At 29.1% G+C, this 19280-nt stretch carries 15 protein-coding genes; 11 read left to right on the top strand and 4 right to left on the bottom strand.

Features of this window, described 5'->3' with window-relative positions; all coding sequences use genetic code 11:
- On the bottom strand, window positions 1-795 hold the full coding sequence (locus tag JL105_RS10520; protein WP_273542359.1) for a D-alanine--D-alanine ligase: 795 nt from the start codon (window positions 793-795) through the stop codon (window positions 1-3).
- Between the two features lie 212 nt (window positions 796-1007).
- On the opposite strand from JL105_RS10520, the gene JL105_RS10515 reads away from it, so the two are divergent.
- The 8 genes from JL105_RS10515 (at window position 1008) to JL105_RS10480 (ending at window position 12040) form a co-directional block, all read left to right on the top strand.
- Window positions 1008-1427, top strand: a complete 420-nt coding sequence (locus tag JL105_RS10515) for a HutP family protein (protein WP_132028681.1) — start codon at window positions 1008-1010, stop codon at window positions 1425-1427.
- A 145-nt stretch (window positions 1428-1572) separates the two neighbouring features.
- The gene (locus JL105_RS10510; RefSeq protein WP_132028678.1) at window positions 1573-2574 is read left to right on the top strand and encodes an ABC transporter substrate-binding protein; all 1002 of its coding nucleotides are present in this window, start codon (window positions 1573-1575) and stop codon (window positions 2572-2574) included.
- The gene (locus JL105_RS10505; protein WP_132028675.1) at window positions 2575-3483 is read left to right on the top strand and encodes an ABC transporter permease; all 909 of its coding nucleotides are present in this window, start codon (window positions 2575-2577) and stop codon (window positions 3481-3483) included.
- Window positions 3476-4252 (top strand): ABC transporter ATP-binding protein, encoded by a 777-nt coding sequence (locus JL105_RS10500; protein ID WP_132028738.1) that lies wholly within the window; start codon window positions 3476-3478, stop codon window positions 4250-4252. The genes JL105_RS10505 and JL105_RS10500 overlap by 8 nt, the downstream gene beginning before the upstream one ends.
- 119 nt (window positions 4253-4371) lie before the next feature.
- On the top strand, window positions 4372-5391 hold the full coding sequence (locus JL105_RS10495; protein ID WP_132028672.1) for a Wadjet anti-phage system protein JetD domain-containing protein: 1020 nt from the start codon (window positions 4372-4374) through the stop codon (window positions 5389-5391).
- The gene (locus JL105_RS10490; RefSeq protein ID WP_132028669.1) at window positions 5376-6872 is read left to right on the top strand and encodes a replicative DNA helicase; all 1497 of its coding nucleotides are present in this window, start codon (window positions 5376-5378) and stop codon (window positions 6870-6872) included. Before JL105_RS10495 ends, JL105_RS10490 begins: the two co-directional genes overlap by 16 nt.
- 1 nt (window position 6873) lies before the next feature.
- On the top strand, window positions 6874-7626 hold the full coding sequence (locus JL105_RS10485; RefSeq protein WP_132028666.1) for a DUF6063 family protein: 753 nt from the start codon (window positions 6874-6876) through the stop codon (window positions 7624-7626).
- Window positions 7595-12040, top strand: a complete 4446-nt coding sequence (locus JL105_RS10480; protein ID WP_132028663.1) for a coiled-coil domain-containing protein — start codon at window positions 7595-7597, stop codon at window positions 12038-12040. Before JL105_RS10485 ends, JL105_RS10480 begins: the two co-directional genes overlap by 32 nt.
- Window positions 12041-12147: 107 nt before the next feature.
- Here the strand turns inward: JL105_RS10480 and JL105_RS10475 are convergent, their stop codons facing one another.
- Together JL105_RS10475 and JL105_RS10470 are read right to left on the bottom strand one after the other, a co-directional pair.
- Window positions 12148-12549: a bactofilin family protein gene (locus JL105_RS10475; RefSeq protein WP_132028660.1), complete on the bottom strand. Its 402-nt coding sequence runs from the start codon at window positions 12547-12549 to the stop codon at window positions 12148-12150.
- 20 nt (window positions 12550-12569) lie between these two features.
- On the bottom strand, window positions 12570-13472 hold the full coding sequence (locus tag JL105_RS10470) for a M23 family metallopeptidase (protein ID WP_132028657.1): 903 nt from the start codon (window positions 13470-13472) through the stop codon (window positions 12570-12572).
- A 260-nt stretch (window positions 13473-13732) separates the two neighbouring features.
- On the opposite strand from JL105_RS10470, the gene JL105_RS10465 reads away from it, so the two are divergent.
- Complete coding sequence (locus JL105_RS10465; protein ID WP_132028654.1) at window positions 13733-15331, top strand: DEAD/DEAH box helicase; 1599 nt, start codon at window positions 13733-13735, stop codon at window positions 15329-15331.
- A 47-nt stretch (window positions 15332-15378) separates the two neighbouring features.
- On the opposite strand, the gene JL105_RS11710 is transcribed toward JL105_RS10465, so the two are convergent.
- Window positions 15379-15723, bottom strand: coding sequence for a DUF3899 domain-containing protein (locus JL105_RS11710; RefSeq protein ID WP_132028651.1), 345 nt, complete (start codon window positions 15721-15723; stop codon window positions 15379-15381).
- 255 nt (window positions 15724-15978) lie between these two features.
- Here JL105_RS11710 and JL105_RS10455 point away from each other — a divergent pair, with 255 nt between their 5' ends.
- Together JL105_RS10455 and JL105_RS10450 are read left to right on the top strand one after the other, a co-directional pair.
- Window positions 15979-18207, top strand: coding sequence for an EAL domain-containing protein (locus tag JL105_RS10455; RefSeq protein WP_158280037.1), 2229 nt, complete (start codon window positions 15979-15981; stop codon window positions 18205-18207).
- A complete protein-coding gene (locus JL105_RS10450) occupies window positions 18140-19246 on the top strand; it encodes a S41 family peptidase (protein ID WP_158280036.1) in 1107 nt (368 codons plus the stop codon). Before JL105_RS10455 ends, JL105_RS10450 begins: the two co-directional genes overlap by 68 nt.
- The last annotated feature ends 34 nt before the right edge of the window (window positions 19247-19280 follow it).

Raw genomic sequence — 19280 nt, 5'->3', positions numbered from 1 at the left:
TTAGGCAGGGACTACAGGAGTTATAGAACCATCTATGTATTTAGCGTTATAATCGAAGAAAGGTCTTTCCATGATGAATTCTCCTGATATAGAAGCCTTGGGATAATCATTTCCTATAACAGAGGTTTGCATTTCTCTGCCTATCACTTCTTTTTCTACTATTATTTTACAATCATATAGAAAAGCTTCTTGGAAGGAATTTTTAAGTTCTTTCCTATTTTCAGCTTTGGATATTCCAACACTAGAACCAGAATTGGCAGGTTTAATATAGCAAGGATAGCCAATCTTTTCTTCCACTTGTTTGTAGCATTTTTCTTCATTATCTTTCCAACTATGGAATCTAAAGGAGGTATATTTTGTTTGAGGTATATTATGTTTGGCAAAAATATCCCTCATTATTACTTTGTCCATCCCTATTGCAGAGGATAGTACTTCATTTCCTACATAAGGAACGTCAATTAATTCTAAGAGACCTTGTATAGTACCATCTTCTCCATTAATTCCATGAATAGCAGGAAATATGATGTTTTCTTCACCTTCTTTAAAATCATTTGCTAAGAATTCTCCTATGGATTTAGCTACAGTAGTGGTGGGTTTTACTTGTATCTGACTTATATCTTTTATTTTTTCTTCCAATAATCCTAAACTACACCATATACCTTCTTTTGTAATATATACGGGATAAACATTAAATTTATTTCTATCTAAAGCATTTAATATTGCTGATGCAGATTTTAATGACACCTCGTGTTCTACTGATTTTCCTCCATAAAGTATATAAACATTAGTTTTCATATCTTTTCTCCTCTCTTGTATCAAACTATTTATGTTAATATAAAGTTTATTTTACATGCAAAAAATATTATCACAACAAAAATCATTAATCAACATATATTTACTACCAAGGATTGTATCCTAAGAGGAGTATATTAATCATGTAATAATAGATTTGATATTGTATTTGAGCGGGTATTATAATAAAATCAAATACAAGAGGAGGAATGAATATGAACAGTAGTAGTATAGAAGTTGCAAAGGCAGCTATTAAGTTGGCAGTATCCACTAGGGAAGAGGAGAGGATAATAATAGATGAATTGAAAAAAGAAGGCATCAAATCTTGTGCAGTTGATGTGGGTGGGGATCTAATCAATTCTATACCTACTATTATAGAAAGGGCTTTGGTAGCATCAAAGAAGACTGGGATTATAAAGGATATTCATGTCCATGAAGGAGCAGTAGCAGGGGCAGCTAAGGATGCTATAAGCCAATTAAATTCTAAAGCATTAGGTCTTAATTTTGGTGGGAAATTAGGTATAGCTAGATCAGGAGAACATATAGTGGTATGCCTATTTATAAGTATAGGACTACTTCATCTAAACGATTTAGCCATAGCAATAGGACATAGATCTATTCCAATTGTAGAATAGATTCTAAATATTGTTGACAAAGATTTAAAAACATATTATAATTTAATCATATATTTTTTTGTAGGTGGTCGAAAGAGGCTAAGGGTAGGAAGGTAGATTAGTAGAATTATGTAAGATTAAAAATTAATATTAGGAGGATGGTAGCATGGTAGGAAAAAAACACCTTACCAGTCTAAGTAAATGCTTAGGCTTTATTTTGTTATTGATTATTAGCATATCTTTAAGTGGTTGTTCATCTCAAGAACAAGAAATATTTTCCATAGGTATTAGTCAAATTGTTGAAAATCCTGTACTAGATTTAGCACGGGAAGGATTTATTGATGCTTTAAAAGAAAAAGGTTACGAAGATGGGAAAAATATAAAAATAGATACTCAATTTGCCCAAGGGGATATAGCTTTGACTACTACTATAGCCCAAAACTTCGTATCTCAAAAAAAGGATTTAATATTTGCCATATCTACCCCATCAGCTCAGTCGGCTTTTCAATCTACTAAAGAAATTCCTATACTATTTACAGCAGTAACTGATCCTGTATCAGCAGGACTAATGGGAAATTTGGATTTGCCAGAAGGAAATATAACAGGGACTACTGATTTGGTTCCTATAGAGAAGCAATTGAAGTTAGGTAAAAAGATATTTCCTGGTTCGAAGAAAGTAGGAGTGCCTTATAATACCAGTGAAGTAAACTCTCAAGTACAAGTAGAATTAGCAAAAGAAGCAGCTAAATTAGAAGATCTTGAAATAGTGGAAATACCTGTGACTAATTCTTCTGAGATAGAGCCGGCTCTTAGGGCTAAAATTGATGAAGTTGATTTTTTATTTCTTCCTTCAGATAATTTAATTGCTTCTAGTATGTCTATAATTACCAAAGTAGCTTTAGATAACAATATAGGAGCTATTGGTGTAGATGAACCTATGGTTAAAAATGGAGCTTTAGCCTGTGAAGGATTAGATTATTACAAATTAGGATATGAAACGGGTCTTATGGCTGTAGATATAATTAATGGGAAGAATATAAAAGAGATTCCCCCTTCTAAACCAAAGGATACTCAGCTTACAATAAACCAATATATAGTAAATAATTTGGGAGTAGAGCTTCCAAAGGATATATTAGATGAAGCTATAATAGTAGAGGGGGAAAAATAAATGCAGGATTTTTTATTAGGTGTAGTTCAACAGAGTTTAATATTTTCCATTGCAGTTATGGGAATATATATAAGTTATGAGATTCTTAAATTTGCTGATCTATCAGCAGATGGCAGCTTTACTTTAGGAGCTAGCGTATCGGCAATACTTATAATTAAGGGAGTTAACCCCTTTATAGCTTTGATATTTTCTATGTTAGCAGGAGCTATAGCAGGAGCTATAACAGGCATATTAAATGTAAAGCTTAAAATACAGGATATACTCTCAAGTATACTAGTGATGGTAGGTCTTTATTCCATAAATTTAAGGGTAATGGGAAGGGCTAATCTCCCCTTATTTGCTGAGTATAATATATTTTCAAAGGGGAATACATTATTTACCATAATTATTTTAGCATCTATTTCTGTAATATTCTTTACATTATTTTACAAAACAAAATTAGGATATCTACTAAAAGGCATAGGGGACAATGAAAACATGATTATATCTTTAGGGATTAATACTGGTGGTATTAAGATATTTGCCCTTTCTTTATCCAATGCTTTTATAGCATTATCAGGAGGGATATTAGCCCAATACCAAGGTTTTAGTGATATAAATATGGGTACTGGGATTATGATTATGGGACTTGCTTCTATAATTATTGGATTTAATCTATTTGGAAAATTAAAACTAGCTAATTCCAGTATATTGTGTATACTTGGGACTTTAATATATAGAACTAGTATAGCATTAAGTTTAAAAATTGGATTTAATCCTAGTGATTTAAAGCTTATCAGTTCCATTATAGTTATAGTAGCTTTATCCCTAGGTAGTGGAAAAGGAATGCTTAAAAAGAAAAAGATTTTAATGGAAGAAAAGGATAAATCCATTTCAAAGCTTAAGAAGGTAGGTAGTGAAAATGCTTAAGTTAAACAATATTTCAAAAACATTTAATAAAGGAAGTATAAATGAGCAAAAATTGTTTAATAATTTTTCGTTAAATATAAAAGATGGAGATTTCATATCCATAATAGGTAGCAATGGTGCAGGGAAATCCACCCTACTAAATTTAATATCTGGAAGTATAGAAGTAGATGAAGGAAGCATTGTTTTAAATGGAATGGATATAACAAATGAAGGAGAACATGAAAGGTGTAGGAGGATATCTAGAATATTTCAAGATCCATCTATGGGTACCAATCCTTCCATGACCATATATGAAAATTTATCTATGGCGAAAAACAAAGGGGAAAGATTTGGACTTAGCTTTTTAATAGATAAAGATGATGAAGAGTATTTTAAAGAATCCTTAAAGGTTTTAGGATTAAATTTAGAGGATAAATTAAATACTCCTATCTCTCAACTTTCTGGTGGACAAAGGCAATCCCTAGCATTGATAATGGCAGTTATGGGAAATCCAGAAGTATTATTATTAGATGAACATACAGCAGCATTGGACCCTAAAACTAGTGAAATTATTATGGATATTACAAGTAGGATAGTAGAGGAGAGAAATATTACTACTCTTATGGTAACCCATAATATAGAACATGCTATAAAGTATGGAAATAGATTGATAATGCTCCATATGGGGGAGAAGGTAGTAGATATAGAAGGGGATATGAAAAGTTCTTTAACCAAAGAAGAGTTATTATCATTATTTAAAAATGTAAGTGATAAAAGTTTATTTGTATGAAAAAGGGACCTTTTAGGTCTCTTTTTTAAAGGAATTTTATATACTGGAAAATGTTAAAACAATAAAGTATAATGTAATTTAAATAGATGATTTATCTTTAAAGTCAAGGTGAAAAATTTATGGAAAATATGATCGTTAAGTATTTAAAAACTTATCCCAAAAAGACAATTCCATTAAGTGAATTGGAAGATTTATGGACGGGGAAGGAATCCTATGAGGATTTTGCATTTGTTATAGAAAGTTTAGTAGATAAGGAAATTTTAAAACCTGTAAAAGCTCATGGTGTTAATGGTAAATCTATTCCTTTATATAATACTTATCGTATAATAAAGACCAATTTAAGAAAATCTATTAATAGTCAAATTCAATATTTTAGCATTAAATTTAATCCCCATATTCATTTGGATATATATTTTTCATTAGATGAGAAAGAATGGTATAAGGATTTACCTTATATAGAAAAAATCCATTTTTATTTAAAAGAAAATGGACTCCCAGATGACTATGCTACTACTCCAGAAAGGTCCTTTCAGTTGGTAGGTGATGAAAAATGGATTGATGAAAAAGGTGGGAAGAAGCTATTAGAAAGGATTGAACTTTGGGATAAACTAAAGATAACTACCAATCCAGATCCCCTTATGTTAGCGGTTAATCCATTAAGATTTAAAAAGGATAGTCATATTCATTTAGTAGTAGAAAACAAAGCTCCTTTCTATGCTTTGATGGAACATATAAAAGAGACCAATTTTACTTCTTTAATATATGGTGGAGGATGGAAGATTGCATCTAATATTTACAGATTACCTAATCAACTAGGTTTAGATGATAAATTACATAGGATATATTATTTTGGTGATATAGATGCAGAAGGAATTTCCATTTGGTATTTTTTATATGAAAAATATAAAATAGAATTGGCATTACCCTTTTATAAGGCTTTACTTAAAAAGGATTATTCTATTGGGAAAAAGACTCAACAGAAGAATAAAAAAGCGATACAGAAATTTAAAAGTTATTTTGATAAGGAACTATATATTATAGACAAGTTGGTTCAAAATAATGGCTATATCCCTCAAGAGGGACTAAAACAGGAAGAATTGGCAAATGTTTGGAGGAATAGCATATGGATGTTTCCATAAAGAACATCACAGAAAATTACAAGGACAGAATGGAAAGATTAGTTTTATTTGACCCCCTATATATATTAGGGAGGAAAACAGGAAGAGATAATAGCGGTAAATCTATAGATTATTATGGTTTAGGACTTTTAACACTGTTGTTTTTCTTTGAAAACATGTTAATTAGAAACAAGAAAGCGGGAGTATTACAGTTAGCAGAATTCTTGTCTGAACTTACTCAAAAAGAGTATGATTTAAATTTTGAAGAGTATATAAAATTAGCTAGAGAAATAATTCAGGAGTTTCGTCCTCCAAGTGGGAAAAGAAACTATCGAGAATTTTTTAATTGGGAGACTGGAGAAGAAGAAATAATTCAATACTCCATATTGAAAGCTTCTCATTTTGATGCAAAGACCAATACCCAATATTACGAACTAGATGAACAGGGTTTAGAGCTTATATTTGCAACTAAGGAATATTTTTCAGAATTTCAGCTTTCTATAAATCAGTTAATACTTAGAAAGCAGTTGGAAAAGGGTGAATTTGTGGGGGCTTTACGTCAAATTGACGAAATGAGAATGGATGTAAGAAATTTACAGGATAAAATATATAGGATTAAACATGAAATTCAAAGAAATATTGTATCTGATGAAACCTATAAACGGTATGAAACAATAGTTGATGATATTCATTTTAGATTAAGCCGTGAAAATGAAGAATTTGAGGAACTTAAATCTTTTATAAAAGATACTAAAGAAAGATTAGAACACGAAACTCATGAAGATAAGATGAGAAAAGCTTATGGACTAATTATTAGAATAGATAAGGAATTAGGGGAAGTTCATTATGAACATAGAAAACTTTTATCTCAAAGTATAGATATGAAAACAGCAGCTTTAAGTGCTGCACAAGAATCTCTTTACTACATAGGAATTGATTCATTCAATTTTAAAGATCAGATAACCAATAAATTATTGTCAACACCTTTACCCTTAGAAGCTTCTAGAACATTAGTTGAGCCCTTTTTATATTTAGAGAAGGGAGAGTTTTGGTCGCCTTTAGCGGTATTTTCAAAGCAAAGAATAGGGAAAAAAGATATAGAGGGAGAAGGTTCTTCTTTCTTAGAACCTTTAGAAGAGTGGGAAATTCAGGAGGAGATGAGAATTCAGCAGGAAAATTTCAAATGTATAATGAATATAATTATGAAAGCTATGGATAAAGCTAATAGGATAACTTTAAAAGAAGTTGTAAGATTTATTAAGGAAAACAATAAAGATGATATACTTGAAGAAAGATCTTTTTATGATTTTTGGATATTGCTTCATCATATTTCCCCTATAAAAATAGAAAAGGAAGAAAATCAAAATCATACATTGGATAAAGTAATAGAACTATTAGATGAGAAATATAAATGGTTAAATGTAGTTGAAATTGCTGGTAAACTACAACCAAATAATAGATATGTAATTAAGAATATGGAGCTTATACTGGAGGAGAAATAAAATGCTTTATAGACAAGAAGAAATATTAGAAGCTTTTAAAATATATTCCACATTGGCTATTGATGGAAAAGCTTATAAAGATGATATAAGATTGTATATTGCCGATGATTCCATAAGAGGATTGGTGAATTTGTTTGCAAAGGAAGTAGATTGTACTTTATTAGTAGTAGGGGATTTTGTATATATGATACCCTTAGTTACAAGTTCACCTTTTCATGTATCCAATGAAACTATTAAACAAAAACATTTACCTTCTAGAGCGGTAAATGCAGATATATACATGATGTATATTGCTATAATTATTTTGTTTGGGGAATTTTATGATAGTTATCAAACTACTGAAGCAACAAGGGATTTTATAAAGATGGAGGATTGGTTAAACAGCGTAAATGACAAGATATTATTTCTAAAAGGTTATGATGAAGAGGACTTAATGGCATTGGAACAAAAATATGAATATAATTGGATATCCATAATAGAAAAATGGGACGCATTAGATGATATAAAGGAGAATGTACAGCAAAATGCAAGAACTATAAGTCGTATGAGCTTTATGAATGTGGTAAAAAGGTTTTTAGAAGAACAGGAATTAGTAGAGGAAATTGGAAATGAGGAAATTCAGCTGACAGAGAAGGCAAAAGCTATTATTCAAAGATACTATATGGAGTTAGAATATAATAGAGGAATTTTAGAATTTATATATTCCCTAGAAGAAAGGAAAGGTGAAAATATTGCCAGCCATATCCAAAATTAGATTGACAAATGTAATATATGAAAATGGAGGTAAAAGGTTTAATGATGATATATTTGAGTTTGATGGTTATAATGGAGTAATATTACTGGAAAATGGTGGCGGGAAAACAGTATTTATTCAAACTGTTCTTCAGGCTATATTGCCCAATGCAAAATTGGGAGAAAGAAAAATTAGAGATACTCTTTCTTTAGAGGGTGGGGCTAGCCATGTAGCTATAGAATGGATATTAAATGATAGACCAAGAAGATATGGTATTACAGCAGTAACTTTATTTTTATCTCCCAATGGATTGGAATCTTTAAAATATGTATATGATTATTCAGCAGGAGATGAACACTCTATAGAAAACATACCCTTTGTAAAAAGGACCAATGAAGGGCATGTTAGACCTGCTAGTAGGCAAGAGATGCAAGAATATTATCAATATATGCAGAACCAGAAGATGAATGCTTACACCTTCGATACCAAAAAAGAGTTCCATGAATATATTGAGGGAAATTTCCATATAATACCTTCTGAATGGAGAAGTATTGCTCACATAAATGGAGCCGAAGGAGATGTGGAAAAGTTTTTTGATGGTTGTAAAACCACATCTCAGTTGGTAGATCAGTTGCTTATACCTGTGGTAGAAGAAGCACTAGCAGGAAATGGTACAGAGGATTTTGTGCAAATATTTGAAAAACAAAGGGAGCATTTTAGGAAACATAAAGAGCTTAGGGAAAGAATAGAGGAAAGTAGATGTATAGAGAGTAAGATAAATGATTATGTTTTTATTTATACTAAATTAAATGAAATAGAACAAAAGATGCTTGATAAAAAGAAAGAAGCGAAATCCATATATAATTTTTTAAAAGAAGAGGAAACAAAAACTCAAGAGGAAATTGCCCATTTGGAGGAACTAAATGAGCTTTTACTAAAGGATAAATATGAGCTTAATAGAAAAGAAATATCTTATGAATTAGCTCTATTCAATAATGAATTAAAAGAGGCAGAAGATGATTATGAATTTATTAAATCTCAATACATGGAGTTGGAGAGTAGATTAAAAAAGAAAGAAAAAAGCCTTCAAGATTTAGAAATTGCAGAGCTTAAATTAAATATAATAAAAAAAGAAGAGCTAATAGATATATTGAAAAAACAACTTGAAGAATTAGACCAAGATGAGGATATTGCAGTTTTAAAGGATAAATTAGAAGAAAATTCCAGGGTGCTTAAGGGGTATTTTGAAAAGGAAAAGGAAAATCTACAAAAGCAAAAACTTCAGTGGGAAAATCAAAGGATAAAATATGAGAACTTATTGCAAAAGATAAATAATGAGTTAGAAGGGATTAAATTTAATAGACAAAAATTATTAGAGGAACGGGCTGGAGATATAAGGGAAGTAGAAAGTATAGAAAAGCATATGGAATATATTAAAAAAGATATATTAGCTAATCCTACAAAAGAAACAATAGAAGGGGAATATCCTAAATGGAAAGAGAGAATGGAGAAAATTCAAGAATTAGATATTTCCTATAAAAATAGATTAAAGGAATTGAAGGACAAAAAGGAAGAGCTTTCTTTAGAGATCCCAACTTTACATGAAGAAATTCAAAGTCTTATAGAGATATCTACAGTAAAAGAAACTAGTTTTAATAATATAGAAAAAAATCACAATAATATATTATCTATGGTGAAGGTGCTAAGAATAGAATGGAGCTATTTAGATTCCATCTACCTAAAACAACAGTCCATAGTAGAATATATAAGAGGGCGTTTAGAACGAACCAGAAAGGAAAGAGAAATATTATTAGAGAAGGAAAGGATATCTTATAGATTATTAGATTATTATGGTGAAAATGACTATTTTACTGGTGAGCCTCTGCTGGAATTATGGCAAGATAGCTGGGAAAATCAATTTAATTTATTAGAAATTGGGACTAGATATATAGAAAAAGCAGCAGTTAATTTAAATAAAAATTTAAAGGATATATACAGAGAATATCCACTTTGGCCTTTGGCAATTATAACTTCTAATTCAGAAGTGGAAAAACTTATTAAAAAGATCAATGGACAAATAGAAAAAATAACATTTCCTATATTGGTATTGTCTCAGGAAGAGGCATCTAATATATTATTAGGAAAAGGGAAAATTACAGAAAGATATATATATCCTAGTATATGGCAGGAAAATATAGATAAGTATAAGTTTGATTTATGGAAAGATGATTTAAAGAAATCTGTAAAAAAGGTTGTAGAGAATAGGAAAGAGAAGGAAAAGGAAGAAAAAACTTGGCAGGATATATTGGATACAATTATTAAATTTTTAGCTGACTATCCTTATGATGAATATATAAAGTTAACAGAGGAAGTAAAAGATTTAAAGAATAAACTTGATAATAAGAAAAATATATTAGCTGAAAAACAGAAGGAGAACATTTTAATTAATAAAGAAATAGAGCACTTTGAAAATAAGTTAAAAGAATTGGAGCAAGAAGCAAATTATTTAAATAGAAGAATTGAAAAAGCTTTGGATTATTTTGAAAAGGTAAAGGATAAAAAGAGAATAAACAATCAAATATATAAGAAGAATGAACAGTTAGCTCTTGTGGAAAAGAAAATAATGCTACTAGAAAAGGATAAAAATGGCAAAGAAGCCATAATTGATGAAGTAAAAGAGGGATTAAAAGAAATAGATATTGGAATACATGATATATTGACAGATTCTTATTATAAAGAAGTAGAGAATTTTACTGCTTTATATAAAGATTTAAATAAGGATAGTATATTAGAAGAAAGAAAATTTATTGAGGAAAAATTAAGGGAAAGACAAATAGGAAGACGAGAAATAGAAGGAAAATTAAATGAGATAAAAAGTAATAAAAAAAGAGATGAAGAACTATTAAAAAGAAAATATGCTAGTGCTAATTATCCTGTAGATGAAGATATGAAATATCCTTATGATGGCAGTAGATTGATAAAGGAATTACTAAAGGATATTAAAGATTTAAAAGATGAATTGGAAAGGATATTTCCAAGTTTAAAGGAGAAAGAGGATTTCTATAAACGTAATAAATATATATATGAAGAGAGATTAAAAAGTTTCTATGAAGAATTTGAAGAAGTTGTATGTTTTACTCAACCTTTACCCAGTGTTAAGGTACAATTGGAAGAGGAAAAACTAAAATTAGAAGAAAAACAGGAATTTATAGAGACAAGCTGGAAAAAAATAGAAGAACAATTAAAAGATATTCAAAATAATTTAAAGTATATGGAAATTAAAAATGGGAAATTTGAATTTTTATTAGTTGATATCAATGAGACAATCCTATCGTCTGATATTAAAAGAAATCTCCCCTATAATAGAAAGGATATAATATCTAAAATAGTTGAAGAGATGGAGGCTTTAACTCAAAAATTAGAAGTTCATAGAGAAAAGGTTTTTGGGGAAAGGAATCAATTTATTCAATTTTCAAATGCTAATGTTAGAGATGTAAGACTAAGGGAAATGGCAGTATCTGGAATTAGAAACAAAAATACATTTGATGAGGTAATTGAATGGCAGGAAAATATGAACAATACTATAAATAGAGTTATAAGAATACATGAAAAAAACATGATGGAACATGATAAAGAATTGAGTCAGTTTATTCAATATCTATATACCTATTTAAATACTTTAGCAGATGAGTTAAGATCTATACCTAAAAATACACGGATAAAAATAGGGGATGATTGGAAGGAGATATTTCAAATTCAAGTACCTACTTGGGAAGAAGATGAAGGTAAAGAGGAGATTAGAAAGCATATAGATTGGATGATTAATAAATTAGATACAGAAGAATTTTTAGATGAAGAAGGAAAAGAAGATTATGGGAAAGTAAAAAAGAGTATAGAAACATGGTTACAATCTAAACAGCTATTGAGCATTATAATGGGCGGAAAAGAGATAAAGGTTAAATGTAGAAAGGTTACCAATGATGGTAAAGTAAGCAATATGTATTATTCATGGGAAAGTTCTAATCTATGGTCTGGAGGGGAAAAGTGGAGCAAGAATATGGCACTTTTTTTAGGAATATTAAATTATGTAGCTGAAAAGAAAGAGCATATATTACCAAATCAAAAAAGACATAGAACGGTTATAATGGATAATCCTTTTGGAAAGGCTTCTAGTGATCATGTATTAAGTCCAGTATTCTTTATAGCAGAACAATTGGGTTTTCAATTTATAGCTTTAACAGCTCATGGAGAAGGTAGATTTATAAGAGATTATTTTCCAGTAGTTTATAGCTGTAAACTAAGACCGTCAACAGATGGGAATACTTCCATTTTAACAAAGGAAAAAAATATAAATTATGCTTTTTTTAAAGATAACGATCCTATGGTTATAGAAAGGATAGGAGATAGAGAACAGTTAAGTATGTTTGAAATATAAGAAAAAAGCTTATGCCTAGGCATAAGCTTTTTAATTCTATGTACTGATTGGATTATGAGTCTATCTTTATTTGTATGTATCATAGCAAAACTTCCTGAATTTTTACATTATTTTGATTTATCTTTTACTTTTTCTTCTAAATTTGTAATTTTTGAATGATTATTTTCATTTTTCATTTTACAATTACCATTAAAGGAAGCGTTTTCATGAATAATTAAACTAGCAACTTCTGTATCTCCAACTAAGTTTCCTTTTGGAAGGATAGTTAAATTGGATTTAGAATTAATATTACCTTTTACTTTTCCAGATAAAGATAAATTATTGCAGGATATATTTCCTTCAACTTTACCAGTTTCTCCTATAATTATATCACCATTATAGTCAATATCTCCTTCTATGAACCCATCAATTCTAAGGCTACCACTACCTTCTATTTTCCCTATTATCTTTGTGTTTTCTCCTATTAAGGAATCAATTTTTGAAGTAAATTCTTCCTTTTTGCCAAACATTATGTTTCACCCCCAATAAATTATTTTAAAACTTCTAAAGGATTTATTGGATTCCCACTCTTATGTATTTCAAAGTGAAGATGTGGACCTGTGCTTCGCCCGGTATTTCCCATTTTTGCAATAACTTGTCCCTTCTCTACCTTATCTCCTACATTCACTAGTAGTTTTTTATTATGACCATATAAGGTGCTATAATCATTGCCGTGATCAATGATAATTACCTTCCCATATCCAGCTTTATCTCCTGAAAATACAACTATTCCTTTAGCTGCAGCTTTTACATCTGTTCCTGAAGAATTATTTATATCTATTCCTTGATGAAATTGTGTTCCTTTTCCAAAGGGGTTTTTTCTGTTTCCAAAGGTAGAAGTAAGTTCTCCTTCTGCTGGCCATAGATCAGGAATACTTTCCAAATATTCAAATCTTTCTTCTAAATCTTGAATAAATATTTCAAGTTCCTTTTCTTTATCCTCTAATAGTTCTTTTGATACTTCCATCTCTTTTTCAGGGTCTAATTTTTCTGGATTTATTTTTCTTATTATATTTCCTCTAGAAGAGCTTTTTATTCCAGCCATTTTTTCCAATTGTCGTTGCAATTTATCTATTTCAACTAATTTATTTTTTACTTCATTAGTTATTTCATATAGTTCTAAATTTTGTGATTTTAGTTTTTCTAATTCTTTTTGTTTATTTTCGTATTCTTTTTCCAAATTTGAAAGTTCTGTAATTTTATTATTATATTCTTCCTTTAATTCTATTTCCGAAGAAGACATATTATTAAAGAATACAAGAGTTACTGTTACAACTATTGCAATGGCTGTAATAATAACTTTGGGAACCCATTTGGGTATAGTAATTCTTTTTACTTTTTCTGTATGAGGAATTATCATGATACATATCTTTGAATTATCTTTATTTTTCATGGATGTATTCCTCCTCTTTGTTATCTAATAGCTCAATTTAAAATACATTACTTATGAATACTATTCTACACAAAAATTGATAATCCTTTTTTAATTTATCTACTCTTTAAATTATATTATATACTATTTTTTATTTATATAAACTTATTTTTAAATAAATCCTTTTTATTTCGGAGTAAAGTTAAATATTTTTATTGCAAAATAGGCATATTATGTGTATACTTTATAAGTTATGTAAAACAAGGAAGGATGTATTAATAATGACAAGAAAAATAAAATTTGAAGAACTTAATTTATCTGAGGAAATTCAAAGAGCAATTTCTGATATGGGTTTTGAGGAGATGTCACCTATTCAATCTGAAGCAATACCCTATTTACTCAATGGAAGGGATATAATAGGTCAGGCTCAGACAGGAACAGGAAAAACAGCTGCTTTTGGGATACCAATTGTTGAAAGCTGTAAATCTGATGATAGAAAATTACAAGCTATAGTTTTGTGCCCAACTAGGGAACTTTCTATTCAAGTTGCAGAGGAAATAAAGAGATTATCCAAGTATAAAAAAGATATATTTGTGCTTCCAATATATGGAGGGCAGCCTATTAATAGGCAGATAAAAGCTTTAAAGAAAGGTATTCAAGTTGTGGTTGGTACCCCAGGTAGAATAATGGATCATATTAGAAGAAAAACTTTAAAGCTTGATAATATAAGAATTGTAGTATTGGATGAAGCTGACGAAATGTTTGATATGGGATTTAGAGATGATATAGAATGGATAATGAGTTACATGCCAGCAGAAAGGCAAACAGTATTTTTTTCAGCTACTATGCCTGATGAAATAGTGAAGTTTGCAAAGAAATATCAGACAAATCCTAAAATTATTAAAGTAGTTCCTAAAGAATTAACTGTACCAAAAGTTGAACAATATTATTTTGAATTAAAAGAGCATATGAAAACAGAAATACTATGTAGACTTATGGATGTATATAATCCTAAGTTATGTATAGTTTTTTGCAATACTAAGAAAAAGGTGGATGAGTTAACTATTGAATTACAGGGGAGAGGCTATTTTGCTGATGGGCTTCATGGTGATTTAAATCAATTCCAAAGAGACAAGGTTATGAATAAGTTTAGAAATGGGACTATAGATATACTTGTAGCCACTGATGTGGCAGCAAGAGGAATTGATGTAGATGATGTAGATGCAGTTTTTAATTATGATATTCCTCATGACGATGAATACTATGTTCATAGAATAGGCAGAACTGCTAGAGCAGGGCGGGAGGGTATGGCTTTTAGTTTTGTAGTAGGTAGAGAGAAGTATAGAATAAAAGATATTGAAAAATATACAAAGACCAAAATAACAAAAAGTGCTTTACCCACATTAAAGGATATAGAAGAAAGGCAAATAGATATATTATCAGATAAAATAAAGGAAGAAATAGATAGTAATAATATTGATAAGTATAAGGATATGATTAATATTTTATTGAGAGATGATTATGATTCACTTGATATAGCAGCAGCTCTTTTGAAATTTTATCTTACGAATAATAAATTAGATGGTAATAGAAAATTAGAAGTAGTAGATTATGGAAATGCTAGTTTTAAATCTATCAAAAGAATATATATTAATATAGGTAAAAGAAAGGGCGTAAGTCCAAGACATATATTAGGTGCCATATTAAATGAAACTAATTTACCAAGGAAGGTAGTAGGGGAAATTGATATGTATGATAAATTTACATTTGTGGAAATTCCAGAAGAGTATTTGGAACAAGTGGTTAAAAATTTAAATAATAAAAGAATTAAGGGTTTTAAAATAAAAGTGGAACCAGCTAATCCAAAAAACGATAAATAATATGATAAATATAATATTGGGGGAGAAATTTTTCCTCCAATTATTATTTAAGCAAAATATGCTAATATATAGGATAGAATCAAGAGTGAAATGCCAAATACAAAAAACTCTTTATTAGACCATTTTTCTTTATAATGTTTTTTACAAAATTCATGAAATTTCAATATATCTTCATGATTGGTAACAGTTTTTAATTGGTTTTTTTTATATTTATGGTAGCTAATAAGTTTAAAAAAGCCAACATTTCGGACGTAAAATATAAGAGCTATAAGAAAATATATTAGACCTATAATAAAAGTTCCATTGGCTAAATTTAAAACAATTGGTATGTTTCTATTAACAAATAGGTAAATCAATAGGAAAACAGTTGTTATGAATCCTAGTATTTTCATTTTAAAATCCTTTCTAAAATAAATTACTTTTTATTATAATATCACAATATTAAGAATGAAGCAAAGGAACTATTGACTAATGTTACTGTTAGTTATCATAATTGATTATATAAATATAAATTATTTGGATATGTTTTTAACTATTTTTTAATAACAATTATTTGGAAGGCTAGTATGTTACTAGATAATTGGGTATAAAGAGAATAAGCTTATAACTTAATGATAAGTAGGTTTATATTATTGAGGATGAGTGAAATGCATAGAAAGCAAAAAATACTTAGCATTATACTTATTGTTGTTTGTATTTTGCTATTTTATAATTATAAAAACTCTGAAGCATATGAGTTTATTAAAGATGAAAATAAATTTAAAATAAAAGTTGCTGGGGATAATAATTTTCCTCCTTATGAATTTGTGGATGATAAAGGTAATTATAAAGGATTTAATGTAGATATAATGAAAGCCATAAGTGAAACTATGAACGTAGAAATCCAATTGATTCCTATGAAATGGTCAGAGGCAGTTTCTGCTCTTGAAAATCATTATGTAGATGCTATTCAAGGTATGTCTAGAACTCCTGAGAGAGAGGGAAAATATCTTTTTACTCAATCTACTATTATTAATTCCAGTGCTATATTTGTAAGAAAAGATACAGAACATATAAAAGATATAGAAGATTTAAAAGGAGTAAGAGTAGCTTATCAGATAGGAGATATAAATGAAGATAGAATCAAGGATATATCTGGTGCAATTATGGTACCAAGATATAATCAATTGGAAGGGATTAAGGCTTTGTTAGATGGAGAAGTTGATGCTTTTATAGGTAACAAGATAGCTGCTATATATCAGTTAAATAAGATGAAAGAAACTAATAAAGTGAAAATAGTTGGTATGCCTATAGGGGAAACAGCTTATGGTCCTGTAACATATAAAGGAAATGAAGAGGTATATGAGTTATTGAATGCTGGTATAGATAAAATAAAAGAAGATGGTACTTATGATAAGATATATAAAAAATGGTTTGGAGATGAATTGTCCTTTGGAAGATTTATGTTATTAGGTTATATCAAAGAGATATTTATAATACTATTGATAATTACCATTATTATATTAGGATTATACTATTGGAATAAAAAACTTAAAATTGAAGTATCTAAAAGAACCAATGAATTGGAAATTGCAAATAAAAACTTGATGATGCAACAACAGGAGATATATAGACTTGCCTATTTTGATCCAAAAACATCTCTTCCTAATAGATTGTATTTTATCGAAGAATTAAATAAGAATATAGATAAAAATATAAAATTAGCAGTGTTGTACTTAAATTTAGATAAATTTAAACATATAAATAATACATTGGGTCATGATATAGGAGATGAAATTTTAAGATTAATTGGATTAAGATTAGAGAAATTAATTGGTGAAGGAAATTTAATAGCAAGAGGTGAAGGGGATGGATTTTTTATACTTATAAAGGATTTAATGGATGAAGGCGAAGCTGTTGATGTAGCTAAAAGAATAATTGAAGATTTTAAGCAGCCTTTAATAGTTGAAGGATATAAATTATATTTAACTACAAGTATAGGTATAGCAGTATATCCAGAGGCAGGGATTACTAGTTCATCTTTAATAAAAAATGCAGAAGCTGCTTTATATAGAGCTAAGGATGTAGGGGGAAATAGCTATTTTATATATGATGAAACAATTGGTATAAAGGAATATGAAAATTTAACTATGTTAAATGAATTGAGACAAGCAGTAAATAATGAAGAATTTGTATTATATTATCAACCTAAAATAGATATTAAAAGGGAAAAGATAATTGGCATGGAAGCATTAATTCGCTGGAACAATCCTAAAAGGGGATTGGTATTTCCAGATAAGTTTATTCCATTAGCGGAAGATACAGGATTAATAGTGCCTATTGGAGAATGGGTACTAAGGGAGGCTTGTAGGCAAAACAAAGAATGGATTCAAAAGGGTTATAAACCTAGAAGGATATCAGTTAATATATCAGCTAGACAATTTCAATATTATAATTTTTTAGATACAGTATCTAACATACTAGAAGAAACAGGATTAGAACCTGAATATCTAGGGCTAGAGATAACAGAAACTACTGCCATATCAGATATTGAATATACTATAGATGTATTAAATAGACTAAAACAATTAGGGGTATCTGTAATTATGGATGATTTTGGCACAGGCTATTCTAGTTTAAAATATTTAAGAGAAATGAGTATTAATGAAATTAAGATAGATAGAGCTTTTATATGGGATATAGAAACTAATGAAAAAAATAGAGCTATTTCAAGAACCATAACAGTATTAGCTAAGCAATTTGATATATTGGTAACAGCTGAAGGCGTAGAAACTAAGGAACAACTTGATATACTAAAGAAAATTGGATGTGATAAAGCTCAAGGCTATTATTTTAGTAAACCAAAGGCTACATGGTGTAGATTGGTTAGGAAATAAAGGAAAATACAAAAGGATAATTAGAAATACAAAAAACGATGCAGAATTTTTAGTGGCTATGGAAAGGATACTGGGGGACTTAAATGACGGCTACACGAATATTTTAGAAGGGGAAGATTTTAGAAAGTTTTTTAAGTCCTATTATTTATCCTTTGCTGAAAGTGAAAACTTCAAGGACTTCTTTTGGTTTGATACTTTTTCTAGTCCTTATGTTATGTATAGATATCAATTTGATGGAAATATAGAAAACATTCAATTATATAAAGAACCTGTTTTAGAAACTGATATATTAATAGAGGATAAAATAGCGTATATGAAAATTAAAAAAATGGCTGGTTTTGATGTTGCTGAGGAGGATTATGGTAAAATAAAGGAATTTTTAAAAGAAGTAGAGGATTACGAAAAACTAATTATCGATATAAGGGGTAATGATGAAGGATTTGATGTCTATTGGGAAAACATTGTAAAATTACTGATTGATAAACCTTTAAATGCTAAATATTATGCATTTTTTAAAGATGGGCATAGATATAAATATGATCCATTTAGAGTTCAAAATTTAACTACTATTCAACAATTAGATGAAAAAGTACTATGTAAATTCCCAGAAGAAGTAAAAACAGATTTTGATTTTTACAAGACCTATTCTATTGATATAAATTCACTGGATGCTTACCATAATCTTGAAGAAAACTTTGAAGAGAATATAGACTTTAAGGGGAAGATATATTTGTTAGTAGATAGGAATGTTTTTTCAGCTGCTGAAAAATTTGCTTCTTTTGCTAAAGATACAGGCTTTGCAACATTAGTTGGAGAAGTTACTGGTGGAGGCAGAGTTTTCGAAGAAATTCCCATTACTTTTCTACCAAAAAGCAAATTTGCAGTTAGATATAGTAGAGAATTAGGGATAAATCAAGATGGTACAATAAATATGGAAACAAAAACGATTCCCCATATCCAAGTAGATGCTACTTATTATGAAGATTTTAATAAAGATAAATGTATTCAAACTGTTATTAAAGATGGGAAAAATAAGTAATATATTGATTTTATAAATGAATGGTAAAAAGTCC

This window comes from Keratinibaculum paraultunense (assembly GCF_016767175.1).
GTDB lineage: Bacteria > Bacillota > Clostridia > Tissierellales > Tepidimicrobiaceae > Keratinibaculum > Keratinibaculum paraultunense.
Note: the sequence above shows the minus strand (reverse complement) of the source record. Positions and strands in the feature narration are given on the sequence as shown.

Bases quoted from the DNA above. Each gene is read 5' to 3' on its own strand.
- JL105_RS10520 (WP_273542359.1), bottom strand. From the start codon at position 795: ATGAAAACTAATGTTTATATACTTTATGGAGGAAAATCAGTAGAACAC.
- JL105_RS10515 (WP_132028681.1), top strand. From the start codon at position 1,008: ATGAACAGTAGTAGTATAGAAGTTGCAAAGGCAGCTATTAAGTTGGCA.
- JL105_RS10510 (WP_132028678.1), top strand. From the start codon at position 1,573: ATGGTAGGAAAAAAACACCTTACCAGTCTAAGTAAATGCTTAGGCTTT.
- JL105_RS10505 (WP_132028675.1), top strand. From the start codon at position 2,575: ATGCAGGATTTTTTATTAGGTGTAGTTCAACAGAGTTTAATATTTTCC.
- JL105_RS10500 (WP_132028738.1), top strand. From the start codon at position 3,476: ATGCTTAAGTTAAACAATATTTCAAAAACATTTAATAAAGGAAGTATA.
- JL105_RS10495 (WP_132028672.1), top strand. From the start codon at position 4,372: ATGGAAAATATGATCGTTAAGTATTTAAAAACTTATCCCAAAAAGACA.
- JL105_RS10490 (WP_132028669.1), top strand. From the start codon at position 5,376: ATGGATGTTTCCATAAAGAACATCACAGAAAATTACAAGGACAGAATG.
- JL105_RS10485 (WP_132028666.1), top strand. From the start codon at position 6,874: ATGCTTTATAGACAAGAAGAAATATTAGAAGCTTTTAAAATATATTCC.
- JL105_RS10475 (WP_132028660.1), bottom strand. From the start codon at position 12,549: ATGTTTGGCAAAAAGGAAGAATTTACTTCAAAAATTGATTCCTTAATA.
- JL105_RS10470 (WP_132028657.1), bottom strand. From the start codon at position 13,472: ATGAAAAATAAAGATAATTCAAAGATATGTATCATGATAATTCCTCAT.
- JL105_RS10465 (WP_132028654.1), top strand. From the start codon at position 13,733: ATGACAAGAAAAATAAAATTTGAAGAACTTAATTTATCTGAGGAAATT.
- JL105_RS11710 (WP_132028651.1), bottom strand. From the start codon at position 15,723: ATGAAAATACTAGGATTCATAACAACTGTTTTCCTATTGATTTACCTA.
- JL105_RS10455 (WP_158280037.1), top strand. From the start codon at position 15,979: ATGCATAGAAAGCAAAAAATACTTAGCATTATACTTATTGTTGTTTGT.